This is a genomic window from Limnohabitans sp. DM1, from assembly GCF_001269385.1.
Lineage (GTDB): Bacteria > Pseudomonadota > Gammaproteobacteria > Burkholderiales > Burkholderiaceae_C > Limnohabitans_A.
Window position 1 is genome coordinate 1 of the sequence record NZ_CXOO01000034.1, and the last position, 15,321, is coordinate 15,321.

General features: G+C 59.0%; 17 protein-coding genes. 9 read left to right on the plus strand and 8 right to left on the minus strand.

The features are described 5' to 3' along the window. The 7 genes from AMM33_RS13645 to AMM33_RS13675 all read left to right on the plus strand — a co-directional run. The coding region (locus AMM33_RS13645; protein ID WP_194945457.1) for a transposase at positions 1-484 on the plus strand (484 nt) is incomplete at its 5' end. A 134-nt stretch (positions 485-618) separates the two neighbouring features. Continuing rightward, positions 619-1,806 (plus strand): substrate-binding domain-containing protein, encoded by a 1,188-nt coding sequence (locus AMM33_RS13650; protein WP_090141864.1) that lies wholly within the window; start codon positions 619-621, stop codon positions 1,804-1,806. An 87-nt stretch (positions 1,807-1,893) separates the two neighbouring features. Further along, complete coding sequence (locus tag AMM33_RS13655; protein WP_090141865.1) at positions 1,894-2,658, plus strand: ABC transporter ATP-binding protein; 765 nt, start codon at positions 1,894-1,896, stop codon at positions 2,656-2,658. Positions 2,659-2,669: 11 nt separating this feature from the next. Then, positions 2,670-3,395: an ABC transporter ATP-binding protein gene (locus tag AMM33_RS13660; RefSeq protein ID WP_090141951.1), complete on the plus strand. Its 726-nt coding sequence runs from the start codon at positions 2,670-2,672 to the stop codon at positions 3,393-3,395. Then, positions 3,392-4,378 carry a branched-chain amino acid ABC transporter permease gene (locus AMM33_RS13665; protein WP_090141866.1) on the plus strand — a complete coding sequence of 329 codons (987 nt, stop codon included), beginning with the start codon at positions 3,392-3,394 and terminating at the stop codon, positions 4,376-4,378. Before AMM33_RS13660 ends, AMM33_RS13665 begins: the two co-directional genes overlap by 4 nt. 11 nt (positions 4,379-4,389) lie before the next feature. Continuing rightward, a complete protein-coding gene (locus tag AMM33_RS13670; RefSeq protein WP_090141867.1) occupies positions 4,390-5,493 on the plus strand; it encodes a branched-chain amino acid ABC transporter permease in 1,104 nt (367 codons plus the stop codon). Beyond that, the gene (locus tag AMM33_RS13675) at positions 5,490-6,356 is read left to right on the plus strand and encodes an alpha/beta fold hydrolase (protein ID WP_090141868.1); all 867 of its coding nucleotides are present in this window, start codon (positions 5,490-5,492) and stop codon (positions 6,354-6,356) included. The genes AMM33_RS13670 and AMM33_RS13675 overlap by 4 nt, the downstream gene beginning before the upstream one ends. Before the next feature lie 226 nt (positions 6,357-6,582). Here the strand turns inward: AMM33_RS13675 and hemH are convergent, their stop codons facing one another. Continuing rightward, on the minus strand, positions 6,583-7,671 hold the full coding sequence (gene hemH / locus AMM33_RS13680; protein ID WP_090141952.1) for a ferrochelatase: 1,089 nt from the start codon (positions 7,669-7,671) through the stop codon (positions 6,583-6,585). Positions 7,672-7,690: 19 nt separating this feature from the next. Here hemH and AMM33_RS13685 point away from each other — a divergent pair, with 19 nt between their 5' ends. Together AMM33_RS13685 and AMM33_RS13690 are read left to right on the plus strand one after the other, a co-directional pair. Then, positions 7,691-8,413, plus strand: coding sequence for an HAD family hydrolase (locus AMM33_RS13685; RefSeq protein ID WP_090141869.1), 723 nt, complete (start codon positions 7,691-7,693; stop codon positions 8,411-8,413). Further along, positions 8,410-9,060: a glutathione S-transferase family protein gene (locus tag AMM33_RS13690; protein ID WP_090141870.1), complete on the plus strand. Its 651-nt coding sequence runs from the start codon at positions 8,410-8,412 to the stop codon at positions 9,058-9,060. Before AMM33_RS13685 ends, AMM33_RS13690 begins: the two co-directional genes overlap by 4 nt. Before the next feature lie 172 nt (positions 9,061-9,232). Here AMM33_RS13690 and AMM33_RS13695 read toward each other — a convergent pair whose 3' ends face one another. From AMM33_RS13695 to AMM33_RS13720, 7 genes are all read right to left on the minus strand, one after another. Then, complete coding sequence (locus AMM33_RS13695; protein ID WP_090141871.1) at positions 9,233-11,203, minus strand: S9 family peptidase; 1,971 nt, start codon at positions 11,201-11,203, stop codon at positions 9,233-9,235. Then, positions 11,200-11,514 carry a hypothetical protein gene (locus AMM33_RS22030; protein ID WP_194945458.1) on the minus strand — a complete coding sequence of 105 codons (315 nt, stop codon included), beginning with the start codon at positions 11,512-11,514 and terminating at the stop codon, positions 11,200-11,202. Before AMM33_RS22030 ends, AMM33_RS13695 begins: the two co-directional genes overlap by 4 nt. A gap of 3 nt (positions 11,515-11,517) precedes the next feature. Next, the gene (locus AMM33_RS13700; protein ID WP_194945459.1) at positions 11,518-12,306 is read right to left on the minus strand and encodes a hypothetical protein; all 789 of its coding nucleotides are present in this window, start codon (positions 12,304-12,306) and stop codon (positions 11,518-11,520) included. Positions 12,307-12,323: 17 nt separating this feature from the next. Beyond that, the gene (locus tag AMM33_RS13705; RefSeq protein ID WP_194945460.1) at positions 12,324-13,232 is read right to left on the minus strand and encodes a serine hydrolase domain-containing protein; all 909 of its coding nucleotides are present in this window, start codon (positions 13,230-13,232) and stop codon (positions 12,324-12,326) included. A gap of 200 nt (positions 13,233-13,432) precedes the next feature. Further along, entirely contained in the window at positions 13,433-13,663 is a 231-nt protein-coding gene (locus tag AMM33_RS13710; RefSeq protein WP_090141874.1) for a helix-turn-helix domain-containing protein, read from the minus strand. Beyond that, on the minus strand, positions 13,663-14,229 hold the full coding sequence (locus tag AMM33_RS13715) for a hypothetical protein (RefSeq protein WP_090141875.1): 567 nt from the start codon (positions 14,227-14,229) through the stop codon (positions 13,663-13,665). The genes AMM33_RS13710 and AMM33_RS13715 overlap by 1 nt, the downstream gene beginning before the upstream one ends. A 77-nt stretch (positions 14,230-14,306) precedes the next feature. Further along, a complete protein-coding gene (locus tag AMM33_RS13720) occupies positions 14,307-15,032 on the minus strand; it encodes a hypothetical protein (RefSeq protein ID WP_090141876.1) in 726 nt (241 codons plus the stop codon). Positions 15,033-15,321: the final 289 nt, after the last annotated feature.

A 15,321-nucleotide genomic window follows, 5' to 3' on the forward strand; every position in this document is an offset into this window, starting at 1 on the left:
GCGCCGGATCGAGCAGAAGACCGACAAGTCTCTCAAGGGCATGCGCTGGACTTTGCTCAAAGACACAGCCAAGCTCAAACCGGAGGCGGCAGCTGAACTGGATGCGTTGATGGCCAAGATGACCGTCAAACGCACGGCCAGGGCGTGGTCCTACAAAGAGCAGTTGCGTGAGATCCTTGATCGAAAGCAGATCAACGTTGTGCGAACCATGCTGGATCACTGGTGCACATGCGTGATGCGCTCCAAGGTCGAACCGATGAAGGACGTTGCCAAGATGATCCGCGCTCATATGGAAGGCATCGTGGCCTGGGCGCAGACACGCCAGACCAACGGATTCCTCGAAGCCATCAACGGTTTGTTCCAGGCATCCAAGCGTCGTGCGCGTGGGTTTACGCGAATCACAACGATCAAGACTGTCATCTTCTTGATCGCCGGGAGACTCGACTTCCACGCTATCAATCCTCATGCTGGGCAACCCACTTGAAATTCATCAGAGCCCAAAAAATCTTCGACCTGACAAGGGTTTAGGATGAAGTGCTGCCTGTGCAGGTACTGGCACGGCTTGTGCAAGACTGTGTATGCAAAAAGCAGATCACGACACTTCCAACAGGAGATCCCATGTTCCGTCGACACCTCACTTCCTTGGCCGCCTTGCCCTTGATCGCTGCCTTGCCTCTGGTTGCCATGGCCCAAGGCAAAGACATCAAGATCGCCCACATCTACAGCAAGACCGGTCCACTGGAAGCCTACGGCAAGCAAACCCAAACCGGTTTGATGATGGGTCTGAGTTACGCCACGGGTGGCAGCATGACCATCAATGGCCGCAAGATCGTTGTGATCGAAAAAGACGACCAAGGCAAGCCAGACCTGGGCAAGAATTTATTGGCTGCGGCCTACGGCGACGACAAGGTGGACCTGGCTGTAGGCCCGACCGCTTCGCCTGTTGCGCTGGCCATGCTGCCGGTGGCCGAGGAGTACAAGAAGATTTTGTTGGTTGAGCCTGCCGTGGCCGACTCGATCACGGGCGACAAATGGAACAAATACATTTTCCGTACCGGACGCAACAGCAGCCAGGACGCCATCTCGAATGCGGTGGCAGTGGACAAGGAAGGCGTGAGCATCGTCACCATGGCGCAGGATTCGGCCTTTGGACGTGACGGCGTCAAAGCCTACAAAGACGCGATCAAGAAAGCCAAGGTCGTTCACGAAGAGTACCTGCCGCCCGCCACCACCGATTTCACGGCTGGAGCGCAGCGCATGATCGACAAGCTCAAGGGTTTGCCCGGCCGCAAGATCATTTTCATCATCTGGGCCGGCGGCAACCCCTTCAAGATCGCTGACATGGACTTGAAGCGCCACGGCATCGAAATCGCTACAGGCGGCAACATCTTGCCCGCCATGGTGGCTTACAAGCAGTTCCCAGGCATGGAAGGCGCGGCCTACTATTACTTTGGCATGCCCAAGAACCCGGTGAACGACGCCATGGTGGCTTCGCACTACCAGCAGTTCAAGTCGCCACCTGACTTCTTCACCGCAGGTGGCTTCTCGGCTGCGATGGCTTTGGTCACGGCGCTGAAAAAGACCAACGGCGACACCAACACCAACAAGCTCATCAGCACCATGGAAGGCATGAGCTTTGACACGCCCAAAGGCAAGATGACCTTCCGCAAGGAAGACCACCAGGCGATGCAGAGCATGTACCACTTCAAGATCAAGATCGATCCGGCTTTTGCCTGGGGCGTGCCTGAGCTCATTCGTGAGATCAAGCCCGAAGAAATGAACGTGCCGATCCGCAACAAGCGCTGATCGGGTTCGTTTCATGGGCGTGGCGATGCCTTGGATCGCCACGCTTTGCACGCGATGGCGGTGCTTGTTGTTTTTTAAATTGATCTCATGCTCGAAACCCAAAACCTGACTGTGCGGTTCGGCGGTCATGTGGCCGTGAATGCGGTTTCGTGCCGCTTTGCGCCCGGCACGCTCACGGCCATCGTCGGCCCCAACGGGGCAGGCAAAACGACTTACTTCAACCTGATCTCGGGGCAGTTGCCTGCCAGTGCGGGCACGGTTCATCTGAACGGGCGCGAGCTGAGCGGTTTGAGTGCTTCGGCGCGCACCCGCGCAGGTTTGGGTCGTGCCTTTCAGCTGACCAATTTGTTCCCGAACCTGTCGGTGCTGGAGAACGTGCGTTTGGCGGTGCAGGCCACGAAAGAGGGTGCGCACCGCCGGGGCCTGAACCTGTGGAGCATCTGGAGCGACCACGCGGCATTGACTCAGCGTGCTTTGGAGATTTTGCAATCCGTGTCGATGAGCGCGCAGCAGGACGCCCCGGTGGCCAGTCTGCCGCACGGCGACCAACGCAAGCTCGAAGTGGCGCTCTTGATGGCGCTTGAACCGGCGGTCTACATGTTCGACGAGCCGACAGCCGGCATGAGCCACGACGAAGCACCGGTCATCCTCGACCTGATTCGCCAGCTGAAGAAAGACAAAACCAAAACCATCTTGTTGGTGGAGCACAAGATGGACGTGGTGCGTGAACTGGCCGACCGCATCATCGTGCTGCACAACGGCGCGCTGGTGGCCGATGGCGAACCGGGTGAGGTGATGGCCTCGTCCATCGTGCAAGAGGCTTACATGGGCAAAGCGAAGGTGGCCGCATGAACAAGCCTGACATGAGTACGCATTTGCTGAAACTCGAAGGCGTGCACACGCACATCGGGGCTTACCACATCCTGCATGGGGTGGATTTGGTCGTGCCGCGTGGTGAGCTGACTTTGCTGCTGGGCCGCAACGGCGCGGGCAAAACCACCACGCTGCGCACCATCATGGGCCTGTGGCCCGCCTCGCAAGGGCGCATCAGCTTTGGCGGTGAAGACATCACGCAGCTCAATACGCCCGCCATTGCGCAAAAAAACATCGCCTATGTGCCTGAAAACATGGGCATCTTCTCGGACCTGACCGTGAAGGAAAACATGCTGCTGGCCGCCCGCAGCGCCCAGCACGCGGCCCAAATGGACGAAGCCCTGCTGCAGTGGATTTTCAAACTCTTCCCCGCAGTGGAGAAGTTCTGGAACCACCCGGCGGGCAAGCTTTCGGGCGGGCAAAAGCAGATGTTGGCGGTGTCACGGTCCATTGTGGAGCCGCGGGATTTGCTCATCATCGACGAGCCCAGCAAGGGCCTGGCCCCGGCCATCATCCAGAACATGATCGAAGCCTTCCAGCAGCTCAAGGCCAGTGGTGTGACGATTTTGTTGGTGGAGCAAAACATCCACTTTGCCCAGCAGTTGGGCGATAGCGTGGCGGTGATGGACAACGGCCGTGTGGTGCATGCGGGCCGCATGCAGGCGCTGGCCGAAGACACGGCCTTGCAACAATCCTTGTTGGGGCTGGCTTTATGAAGTTGTTTCAAGACGTGGACATCCGTCCTTTGCTGCTGGTGCCGCTGCTGGCTTTGCTGGCGTTTCCCTTGATCGGCTCAGGCTCCACTTGGCTCACGCTCACGGTGGCGGGTCTGGCCATGGGCATGATCATTTTCATCATGGCTTCGGGCCTGACGCTGGTGTTTGGCCTGATGGATGTGCTGAACTTTGGCCACGGCCTGTTCATCGCCCTGGGGGCTTTTGTGGCCACCAGTGTGCTGGGCGCTATGGGCGACTGGACCGGCTCGGGCGAGTGGTGGCGCAACATGGTGGCGGTGTTACCTGCCATGTTGATCGCGATGGCCGTGGCAGCCGCCGTAGGTCTGGCGTTTGAGTGTTTCATCGTGCGGCCGGTTTATGGCCAGCACCTCAAGCAGATCCTGATCACCATGGGTGGCATGATCATTGGCGAAGAACTCATCAAGGTCATCTGGGGGCCGCTGCAGATCGCCTTGCCTTTGCCCGAAGCCATGCGCGGCTCGGTATTGTGGGGCGACGCGGCCATTGAAAAATACCGTTTGCTGGCCGTGGTGGTGGGTTTGGCTGTCTTGGCTTTGCAGATGTGGGTGTTGGGTCGCACCAAGATCGGTTTGCTGATTCGCGCCGGGGTGCAAAACCGCGAGATGGTCGAGTCGCTCGGTTACCGCATTCAGCGCCTGTTTGTGGGCGTGTTCGTGGTGGGCAGTGCGCTGGCGGGCCTGGGCGGCGTGATGTGGGGTCTGTACCAGCAAAACGTGGTGCCGCAAATGGGCGCGCAGGTCAATGTGTTGATCTTCATCGTCATCATCATCGGTGGGCTGGGCTCCACGGGTGGGGCCTTGATTGGCGCTTTGCTGGTGGGTCTGATGGCCAACTACACCGGTTTTTTGGCCCCCAAGGTCGCGCTGTTTTCCAACATTGCGCTGATGGCGGCGATTTTGCTGTGGCGTCCTCAGGGGGTCTACCCCGTGGCCAACCGCTAAAGGGGCAGGGCATGTTGAACCGTTTGATTTCCAACGACCAGCCGCGCAGCCGTTTGCTCGCTGCGGTGCTGGTCGTGATTTTGTTGGGCCTGGCCTTTGCACCGTTTTTGTTTCCGGGTGTCAAGGCCTTGTCGGTGGCGGCCAAGGTGCTGATTTTTGTGGTGCTGGTGGTCGGCTTTGATTTGTTGCTGGGGTACACCGGCATCGTGAGTTTTGCCCACACCATGTTCTTTGGCATTGGGGCCTATGGCATCGCGATCTCGTCGAACACCTGGGGGCCGACCTGGGGTGCCATCGGCTTGGGTTTTGTGTTGTCCCTGGGCGTTACGCTGGTTTTTTCTTTGGCCATTGGCCTGTTTTCGCTGCGGGTGCGGGCGATCTTTTTCGCCATGATCACGCTCGCCGTGGCCGCTGCTTTTCAGACCCTGGCCTCTCAGCTGTCGGACTTCACAGGGGGTGAAGACGGCTTGAGTTTCAAGGTGCCCGAGCTCTTGTCGCCGGGCACCGAGTTCAGCGACGAGCCTTTTTGGGGCGTGTCACTCGACGGGCGTTTGCTGTCTTATTACCTGCTGTTTGTGCTGGCTTTGGGCATGCTGCTGGCCATGCTGCGCATCGTCAATTCGCCATTTGGACGGGTCTTGCAGGCCATCCGCGAAAACGAGTTCCGGGCCGAAGCCATTGGCTACCGGGTGGTGGTGTACCGCACGCTGTCGAGCGTGCTGTCGGCCTTGTTTGCCTGTGTGGCCGGGGCCATGCTGGCGCTTTGGCTGCGCTACAACGGGCCCGACACTTCGCTGAGTTTTGAAATCATGATGGACGTGCTCTTGATCGTGGTGATCGGCGGCATGGGCACGGTCTATGGCGCGGCGATTGGCTCGGTGCTTTTTTTGCTGGCGCAAAGCTATTTGCAAGACCTGCTGCGCCTGGCCAGTGAAGCCACAACGGCGCTGCCTTTGTTGTCGGCACTGTTGTCGCCCGACCGTTGGCTGCTTTGGTTGGGCTTGTTGTTTGTGTTGTCGGTGTATTACTTCCCGACCGGGGTGGTGGGGCGCTTGCGCACCCGCGCCGCCTTGAAGCAGTCGTCCAAAAAGCCTGGCCTTGAGGAGGCGTCATGAGCTTCACATCCCAATACATTCAATGCGCCGGCTTGGAAATCCATTACACCGATTGGGGTCAGGCGGAAAAGGGCACGGTGATCGCCTGGCACGGTTTGGCCCGCACCGGCCGCGACATGGACGAGCTAGCTGCGCACTTGAGCGCACGCGGCTGGCGCGTGATTTGCCCAGACACCGTGGGTCGAGGTTTGTCGCAGTGGAGCGCCGATCCTGAAAATGAATACTGCCTGGCCTTTTACGCCCGTCTGGCGCGTGAACTGATGGACAAGCTGCAACTGCGGGCGGTGCATTGGGTGGGCACCTCCATGGGCGGGGCGATCGGCACGGTGTGCGCCTCCGGCTTGCTGGAGCCCACGCTCAAGCACCGCATTTTGAGTTTGACGCTGAACGACAACGCGCCCGAGTTGGCTGGCGCAGCCATTGAGCGCATCAAAACCTACGCGGGCAGCCCGCCGAGCTTTGCCACAGTGACCGAGCTGGAGGCTTTTTTGCGGCAGGTCTATCAGCCCTTTGGTTGGCTCAGTGAGGCTCAATGGCGTCGCCTGACCGAGACCTCGGTGCGCCGCCTGCCCAATGGCCGCATCACACCGCATTACGACCCGGCCATGGCCTTGCAGCTGACGGTGCACCCTGACGATTACCTGATTTGGCCGCATTACGACGCCCTGAATCTGCCTGTGCTGCTGCTGCGCGGCGTGACGTCGGACTTGGTGCTGCCCGAAACTGCTGCGGAGATGCGCCGCCGGGGCCCGGGCGCACGCGGCTTGCTCAAGCACATCGAGGTGCCCGGCTGTGGTCATGCCCCGGCGCTGAATGTGCTGCAGCAACTCGAATGGGTGACCGAGTTCATCGAATCGACTTGAAGCGGATGATGAACGCCAGATGCCCAAGCGTTCAGCTTTCAGGTTTTGAAAAAATCCCGCGCTTCAAAGAGAGCAATGGCAATGGCTGATATTCGCGAGCAGGGGCTCGCTTCCACGAGGACCGGTTCATTTTATTTGTGTGGGAGGCTGCCCCTGCGGCCGAAAGCCTGAGGTGCGACAGGCCCACTTTCACGAGCGGCAGCTCGCAGCAACACCCATGAAAAGCTCAAACCTTCGAGCCGTGGGCCAAAGCCCGAGCCCGACTCGCGGTCAGCGCCTTCGCATCAGGCGCTGACAAGTTCCAGGCCTGCATGTGGTCCAGGCTGATGTCGGCCAGTGCCTCGATCCACTGCGCGTGGTTGTTCAGGCAGGGGATGTAGCTGAAGCTTTCGCCGCCTGCGTGCAAAAACGCTTCTTGCGCTTCTTGCTGGATCTCTTCCAGCGTTTCCAGGCAGTCGCTGGTGAAGCCCGGGCAGATCACATCGACTTTTTTCACGCCTTGCCCGGCCATGGCCACCAAGGTGGGCTCGGTGTAGGGCTCCAGCCACTTGGCCTTGCCAAAGCGCGACTGGAAGGTGAGTTTGTACTGGTCTTTGGTCAGGTTCAGCGCTTCGGCCAGCAAGCGGCCGGTTTTCATGCATTCGCAGTGATAAGGGTCACCCAGCTGCAAAGTGCGCTCGGGCACGCCGTGAAAGCTCATGACCAGTTGCTCGGCCCGGCCGTGGGTGGCCCAGTGTTCACGCACCGTTTGCGCCAGCGAGGCGATGTAGCGCGGGTCGTCGTGGTAGTGGTTGACAAAGCGCATCTCGGGGATGAGCCGCGTTTTGAGGCCCCAGCGGTACACCGCGTCAAACACACTGGCCGTGGTGGTGCCACTGTATTGCGGGTAGGCGGGCACGATGAGCACGCGCTGCACGCCTTCGGCCTTCAAGGCGTCGAGCTGCGCCGGGATGGACGGCTGGCCGTAGCGCATGGCGTAACGCACGGCCACATGGTGGCCACGCTCTTGCAAGGCAGTGCCCAGCGATTGGGCTTGTTGTTCGGTGAAGGCTTTGAGGGGTGAGCCCTGCTCGGTCCAGATGCTGGCGTATTTGGCGGCCGATTTGGCCGGGCGCACGCGCAAGATGATGCCGTGCAGGATCAACCACCAGATGGGTTTGGGAATCTCCACCACGCGGCTGTCGCCCAGAAACTCGGCCAGGTATTTGCGCAGTGCAGGGGCCGTGGGGGCGCTGGGTGTGCCCAGGTTGCAGTACAGCACCGCTGTGCGGGCGGCCTGACCATGCTGGAAGGAGGGTTCTTTTTGAAATGCCATGCGGTATTCTCCCACCACCATGATTGACATTTCCCGAATCAAAGCCATTACCCTCGATCTGGACGACACATTGTGGCCCGTTTGGCCCACGATTGGCCGTGCCGAGGTGGTTTTACAGACCTGGCTGAACACCCACGCCCCTGGCGCCGCAGCGCTGTCGGCCGACGCAGAACTCAAAAAAGCCGTTCGCGCCGAGATCAATGCCCGCCATGCCGACCGTGCGCATGATTTGTCGTTTTTGCGCCGGGAGTCGATCCGCGCCTTGCTGCATCAAGCCGGGGAGCCCGTGCACCTGGCCGAGGCGGCTTTTGAGGTGTTTTTTGCCGAGCGCCAACGGGTTGATTTGTTTGACGATGCGCTGCCTGCGCTGGCGTTTTGGAGCCAGCGCATGCCGGTGGTGGCGCTGTCCAACGGCAACGCCGATGTGCACCGCGTGGGCATTGGCCAGCACTTTCACGCCAGCGTGAGTGCCCAGTCGCTGGGCGTGGCCAAGCCGGACTTGCGCATTTTTGTGGCGGGCGCCGCAGCGGCGGGTGTGCAGCCGCATGAGGTGCTGCACATTGGCGACGACGCGCACGCCGACTGCGTGGGCGCATTGGCTGCAGGCATGCAAGTGGCTTGGCTCAACCGCGAAGGCCACGACTGGACCCATGGCGACATGCGACCACATCTGGACGTGCCGGACTTGCACGCGCTGTGCGCCAGCTGGCCTGATTACGAACCACCGCGAAAGCCCACATGACTTTGAAAATTTACGGCATCAGCGCATCCCGTGCCGCGCGGCCCTTGTGGGCCGCACTGGAGTTGGGTGTGCCCTTTGAGCACATCGCCATGACCTACAAAGCGGGCGCGACACGCACGCCCGAGTTTTTGGCGCTCAACCCCAACGGCCACATTCCGGTGCTGTGTGACGAGCGGCCCGAAGGCACGGTCACCGTGTGGGAAAGCATGGCCTGCGCGCTCTACATTGCGCGCGTGCACGGCACAGCCGATGGCCAGTCGATCAGCCCCGCCACGCCCCGCGAAGAAGCCGAAGCCCTGCGCTGGAGCTTCTGGACGGTGACCGAGCTTGAAAAAGACGCGCTCACGGTGCTCATGCACCGCATGGCCATGCCCGCCGACCAGCGCAAGCCCGAGCTGTCCGAGCAAGCTGAAAACCGCTTGAAGGTGCCGCTGGCCGTGCTGGAGGCGCATCTGCAAGCCCAGCACGCCAGGGGCCAGGCGCATTTGGCGGCCGATCGTTTCACCGTGGCCGATGTGTGTGTGGCCAGCGTGGCCAACTGGATTCGCCCGGCCCCAGGCTTGCTGGCGCAATACCCGGCGGTGTCAGGCTGGCTGCAGGCCTGCATGGCGCGCGAGGGGCAAATGCGCGTGCGGGCTTTGCCATGAAGGATAAAGCCCTGACGTGAGCATCCGTCAGGCGCATGAATCAGACGGGTTGAGCGGGCAGCGCGTGCAGCCTAATGCCCAAGGCCGAGGTGACTTTCAAGATCGTCGCAAAACAGGGGTGGCCTTCAATTGACCGTATCAACGGGGATACGGTTTGAGGTGCTCTTGGTTGTCAAAACAACTTGGCCCCGAGTTCAAAGAAATCAAACCCAGATGTGCGCCCGCCTAGGCAGCTGGCCAGAAAGTCTTCAGTTTTGCGGTAGGCGACCATGTTGTCCTGCCACCGATGAAAACCGTGTCCGGCCTTGTCGAACAACACCAGTTCAACCGGTTTGCCGTTCGCCCGCAGGGCCTCGGCCATTTGCAGCGACTGGCTGACTTTGACGCGAGGGTCGTGCATGCCGTGCATCAGCAAAATGGGCCCCTGCACTTGGTCAGCTTTGAACAGCGGTGAACGCTCTTGCATGGCGGCGCGTTGGGCGGGGTCTGCCGGGTCACCCACGTAGCGAATCCATTTGGGCTTGCTCAATTCCCAATAAGGCGGTGCGTCGTTCAGCAGGGCGGCAATATCGGTCACGCCCACACTGCTGATGGCGCAGCGAAATCGGCCCGGCGTGTGCGTCATGCCCACCAGGCTGGCGTAGCCGCCATAACTGGCACCGCTGATGGCCACGCGTTTGGGGTCCACCATGCCTTGGGCTACAAGTGCATCCACTGCGTCGGTCAGGTCGCTGTGCATCTTGCCTGCAAATTCGCCTTGAGCCGCGTTCATGAAGGCTTTGCCATAACCGCTGGAGCCCCGGTAGTTGACTTGCAGCACGGCATAGCCCCTGTTGGTCAAAAAGGGCAGCATCGGGTCGTTGCTTTGGTGCAGATCACGAGCCCATGGCCCGCCATGCACATAAACCACGGCGGGGTAGGGCTTGGCCACACCTGGCGGCAAGCTCAGATAGCCATGCAGGTCCAGGCCATCGCGGCTTTTGAAGGTGACGGGCTCCTGCGGAGGCAATGGGCTGATGGCATTCATGCGGCTGCGGCCCAGTTGGGCGAGCACCTCAAAGGTCTGCGTTTGCAGGTCATAGAGCACATGCTCGCCGCCGTTGTGGCGGGTCACGGTGGCGCTCATCCAGCGCTCGTCGTCGCTCAGGTTGTTGATCTCAATCCGTGCATCGCTTTGCCCCTTGAGTTTTTGCACGGCTTGATGGAACGCCGGGTCAAAGGCATGCCATTGCTGTGTGTCGGGTTCAGACACGGCGGCCCTTGGTCGTTGTTGCTGACGGCTCCATGACCAACTGGTCACGTCTGCCTTGGGATCGGCATATTCGACCCTTTCGGCGCCATCGCGCAGGTCGATCTCGACCAGCGCCAGCTTGTCTCGCCCTCGGTTGGACAAGGCCCACCAGTGGCCGAACGTGGCGCTGGGACCCACAGGTTTGACGGTGTCGAAGTGGCTGACGCGAAAGCGGCGGGTCCAGACCTTTTCAGGTGTTTCTCCAGGGGTTTCGAAAACCCATTCCTCTCCTTCGAGTCGGTCGCGCCCAATGACTTCGCCATCGTCGTTGACCAGCCATTGGCCCACATGGCCAGGGTTGGTGGCCAGCAGTTTCAGCTCGCCGCTGTCCATGGCGTAGCGGTACACATCATCGAACTTGGCGTCACGCCGGTTGCTGACGATGATCAGGTCGTTGCTCCCAGGGAGTTGTTTCAGCAGGTGTGAGGCTGAACCCGGAAATGGCGTCAGGTTCCGAGCCACCGTGCTGGATTGGTGCGTGTCCAGAGCCAGAACCTGGCTATTCTCGTCACCCCCGTGCATATTGAACAGAATGTGGCGACTGTCGTTGGCCCAAATCCCAGTTAATGGAATTTTGTAGGATTGAAGTCTGCCATTGGACAAGTCCTTGATGAACAACCCTTGGCCTAGGCCCAGGCGTGCGGACCACATGACGCGTTTACCATCCGGCGAAATTTGGTAAGCCCCGGAGCCGTTCCAGTCCGCCACAAAGTTTCTTATCGGAATCAAGGCCGGCGCGGCGTTGGTGGAGGGTATGGGCACGCTGGCGCAACCGGCCAGTGCGGCGATCAAGGCGCTTAAGCCCCATCGTGTCAGACGTTTGAAGGCACTGGTCGGTGTGTTCCTCATCATGGTTTCCCCCCTGTTTGTTGTTGAAATTTTTCAAAATCTTTTTGCGCCTTCTGCTCGCATTGGAAGCGCAAGGCACTGTCGGTTTGTTGTGCGCAAAGTCGTTTGCTTTGCTCTTTGTAGTTTTCGTGAACCAACAGGCCCCCTACGGCTTGTAAACCCTGTTGTGCCGTGGTGCTGCAAGTGGTCAGCGTGCAAGCGATGCCGATAGAGATTAATCGTTGAATAGGACGGGCATGGCGTTTTGGGCTCATGGAGGTCTGCAGCGGTGTTGAGTTGGGAAAATTTGCTGGGCTTGGCAATTCATTGGCCATGCGCTACGGTTGTTTGGGATTGGGTTGATATGCGGAATCAAAGTCAGAACCCTGATTCATCCGCTGAATCAAGTGCAGCAAGCCCTGGCTGCCCACTTGGGCCAGCCAGGGGCGCACTTCATGCCCGGCAGCGGCATAAACGGGGCTGAGGGCGGGCTGGCCTTGGGCCACGCGTTCAAAGTTTTTGTCGTCACCAAAGCGGTGAACGCCAGCCTGCCATTGCTGCAAGGATTGATAGGTCAGCAACTCATCGCGTGTGGGCCGGGGGATGTGGGTGCTGATCAGAAATTGCCAATGATTTTCTGAATGCTCGGGCGCTTCGCTGATGGTCACGGCCAGACCTTCGTCAAACCACGAGGGCGTGCGTTTCCACGCAAACAGGGTCAAACGTGTGCTCATTTCTGCGTGTGACCATTCGTGCGCCAGAAAGTGCCAGTTCAAGCCACGCGGCGACAGCAAGATGCGTTGGCCAAAGACCCTGGCCACGGAACCTCGCCCGCCGAAGGCGGCATAGCATTTTTCGGTGACGCATGCATGCACGGTGGGGCTTCCGCTGACGCTGCCGAAGGCCCTGCGGATGGCCTCTTCGGCGCGGTCCATGTCTGCGCGCAGTCGGCCCTGTGTGGCTTCATCGGCCCCGGCCTCGACATACAGATGGGGCGCAATGCGGATCAGGCCAAAACTTTCAGGGGTGAGCAATTTGCCGCTTTGCGCCACGCTGTGCAGCATGCCGCAACCACTCAAGAGGGCCAAGGTCAAAAGGAGTGTGAGGGTGCGCAGTCGGATCATCATGTCGCCTGTTCCAAAGCTCAAGAAACCATGTGAAAGTTGAAGGCTTGGTGTTCGCCGGGCAGGACGTCCTGCGCGATGCGGGCCGCCATTTTGATGCCTTGGTGGTGGTTGGTGAATGCAACCAATCCATTGCCAGACACCGGTGAGAACATGGCGAATGAACGAAACCCTGGGTTGTTGCCCCAGTGCCAAAGGTGAGGCCCGTTGTTGCTGCGCTCGATGCCCCAGCCATATCCCCATTCGAGGCCGAGTGATCGGTCCACCTTGACCGGTGATGACAAAGTCAGCGCGAGGAGTTTTTCCTGTCGCAAGACCGCACAAATAAACTTGCCGTAATCCGGGGCCGTGGTGTACAGCGATGCGGCGGCCAGAGCGTGCTTGAACTTGCCTGGGCGTGGTGCCCACAGCCCAGGGATTGCGTCTGAGTGGACTTCGCTGTGGTGTTGTTCATGCCAGACCAAGCTGGAGTGATTCATGTCCAAGGGTGTGAAAACTTGCGAATCCATGAAGTCGCTGAAATGTTGCCCGCTGACGGCTTCCAGGACACCTTGCAAAAGCATGTAGCCCTCACCGGAATATTGCCAAAGCTGGCCGGGGGCAGGGCTTGGCTTCATGGCTTGGCTCGACCAATTGGGTAAGCCCGAGGTGTGGTTGAGCAAGGTGCCCAGCGGGATACGTGCCAGTGCGCTGGGCGGCATCACATCGTGAGGATCGTTGACGGTCCTTGCCAGAACTTTATGGAAATGTATGTAACCCTTGGGCAGGTAGTGCGAGACAGGTTTTGTCAAATCCAGCTTGCCCGCAAGTACCCATTGCAGTGCCGCATAGGCCGTGACAGGCTTGGTCAGAGATGCCGCCTGGAAAATGGCATCCGCAGTCAGCGGGTGTTTGTTGGAACACCCCGAAACCGTTTGGATTTGATCCATTTGACCGTGTTTGAGCGTCGCATAACTGGTTGAACAGATGCCAAGCTGCCTGGCCAGTTCGGTGGGCGATGTGTTTTTGTGTTGGGAAAAGTCTGTCGCACATGAGCTGAGCAAGGGCGATAAACCGCACAAAAGCATGAGCTTGCGCCGGTAGCGCATATCGTCATGGTTGTTCCAAATGGGAGGAGTTGGACGGTGATTCATGGGGTGCTTGTTTTCACTGGTGCTTCAGGTTCATGAACCAACAAATCCCCCGGCTGGCATTGCAGGACTTCGCAGATGCGCTCCAGCGTGTCAAAGCGCACACCTTTGACCTTGCCGGACTTGAGCAAGGAGATGTTGACTTCGGTGATGCCGACGGCGGCGGCCAGATCGCGTGAGCGCATCTTGCGGCGGGCCAGCATCAGGTCGAGTTGAACGACGATGGGCATCAGACAAACGCCTTGTTTTCTTCGGCGATTTCTGACATCCAGGCCATCAGGTAAGACAGCATGAGCAAGACGCCGCAAATCAACAGGCCCAACAAGTCATTGGGGTTGATGTTCCAAAGCCAAAGTTGCGAAGCAGCAGGCAGATGCAGGGTGTAGAGGTAACTGATGAAAGGGCGGGTGAGGATGCTCAGCACAGTGCAGATCAGACCTGCCCAGGCGCCACGCCTCAGCCATGTGCTGGATTGGGTGCTCATGCTCATGTCGCGCAGCAAATGCCGTGATGCCAGCCACCAGCAAACGATGGCCACCGGTAGCAATGACCACAGCGCCAGGTCCAACGTCACCACGCTCCAGACTTGCCAGTCTTGCGCAGCGCTCATGTCGCGCTGCCAATACTTGCCCACACGTTGCAAGAACGCCTGTGTATCCCGCAGGGGGCGGACGATCAGCCAGAACACCCATGCGGTGTAAATGCAAGCCACGATCCGTAAGGACCAGATGACTGAGATGACTTTGCGGCGCAGATCTGCGTGGTGGGGGGAGGTGAGTGATGTGGGGGTATTCATTCATGTCTCCTTGAATAGGTCATCCATCTTGATCAGTCGCTTGACGTTTGCACGTCAACGACCGATGGCTGGCAGGCTCAGTTCTTTTGGCCAATCAGTACCAAGCCGTCTGTTTTTGTGCTGTTCAGTGCGATGAACATGAGGGTTTGGGGTGTGGTCTTTTTGTCAAGCACTGCAATGCCGTTCAGGGTGACACCATTGCCCAAGATGCAGTTGCCCGTTCCGCTGACGCTCACATTCACGATGGCTTTGCCTGAAGCGCGTGGCGTGGCTGTCCCTGTCGTTGTGCAACTTCTGTCTACGATGGTGAAGTTGCCGGTGGCACCAATGGTGAATGTCATTGCGGGGATCGAATAACGAGCAGTCCGCCCAGACAAGGTGTAACTGCCTGCGATTTCTGCTGCTGTGACGGCCTGATCGTAGTCATTGTTGTAGGCAAGATTGACCGTGCTGCCTGTGCTGCTGGTGGCCTGAATGCGCTGCTTTTGTCTCACCGTGCCAGAAAAGCTTCCTGTTCCGACCGTGTTGGATCCGAAATCAAACTCGGAACCCGAAGCCGTGAATGTCGTGTCCTTGCCGGTGGCCGTGCCAGCCAGCGCGCTCACCCAAGTGTTGCCCAGGGTGGCACCGCCCCATGACTCGCCGTTTTCCAAAATGGCCACTTTCACGGTGGCACCCGTTGATGACGGTCCTTGCCAGATGCCTTCGGCGGTGTTGACTGCAACAGCGTCACTGCCGCCACCGCATGCAGCGAGCACAGAGAAAGTAAAAGCCGATATGGCCAGTTTGCAGATGGGTGACATATGTACTCCTTTGGTTTTCATTAAAAGGAGTGCATTGGATCATGATGTTCAATGTATTGCAACAAAAAATTATCTTGAAACAATAAATTTTTATTGTTAATTATGCGTGGTGAATTCAAAACCGTCCCAGTGCTTGGATCTTCCACGCCAGGCACAGCTTGCGCGCAAGGGAAGATGGCAGTTGTTACATCCTTTGAAATGCTAAATATCCCGAACGGGAAATTTTTGAGTTGCGCAAGTCAATCATGGTCAAAAAATTCCCGTTCGGGAAATAAATCTTGCCTTGAAG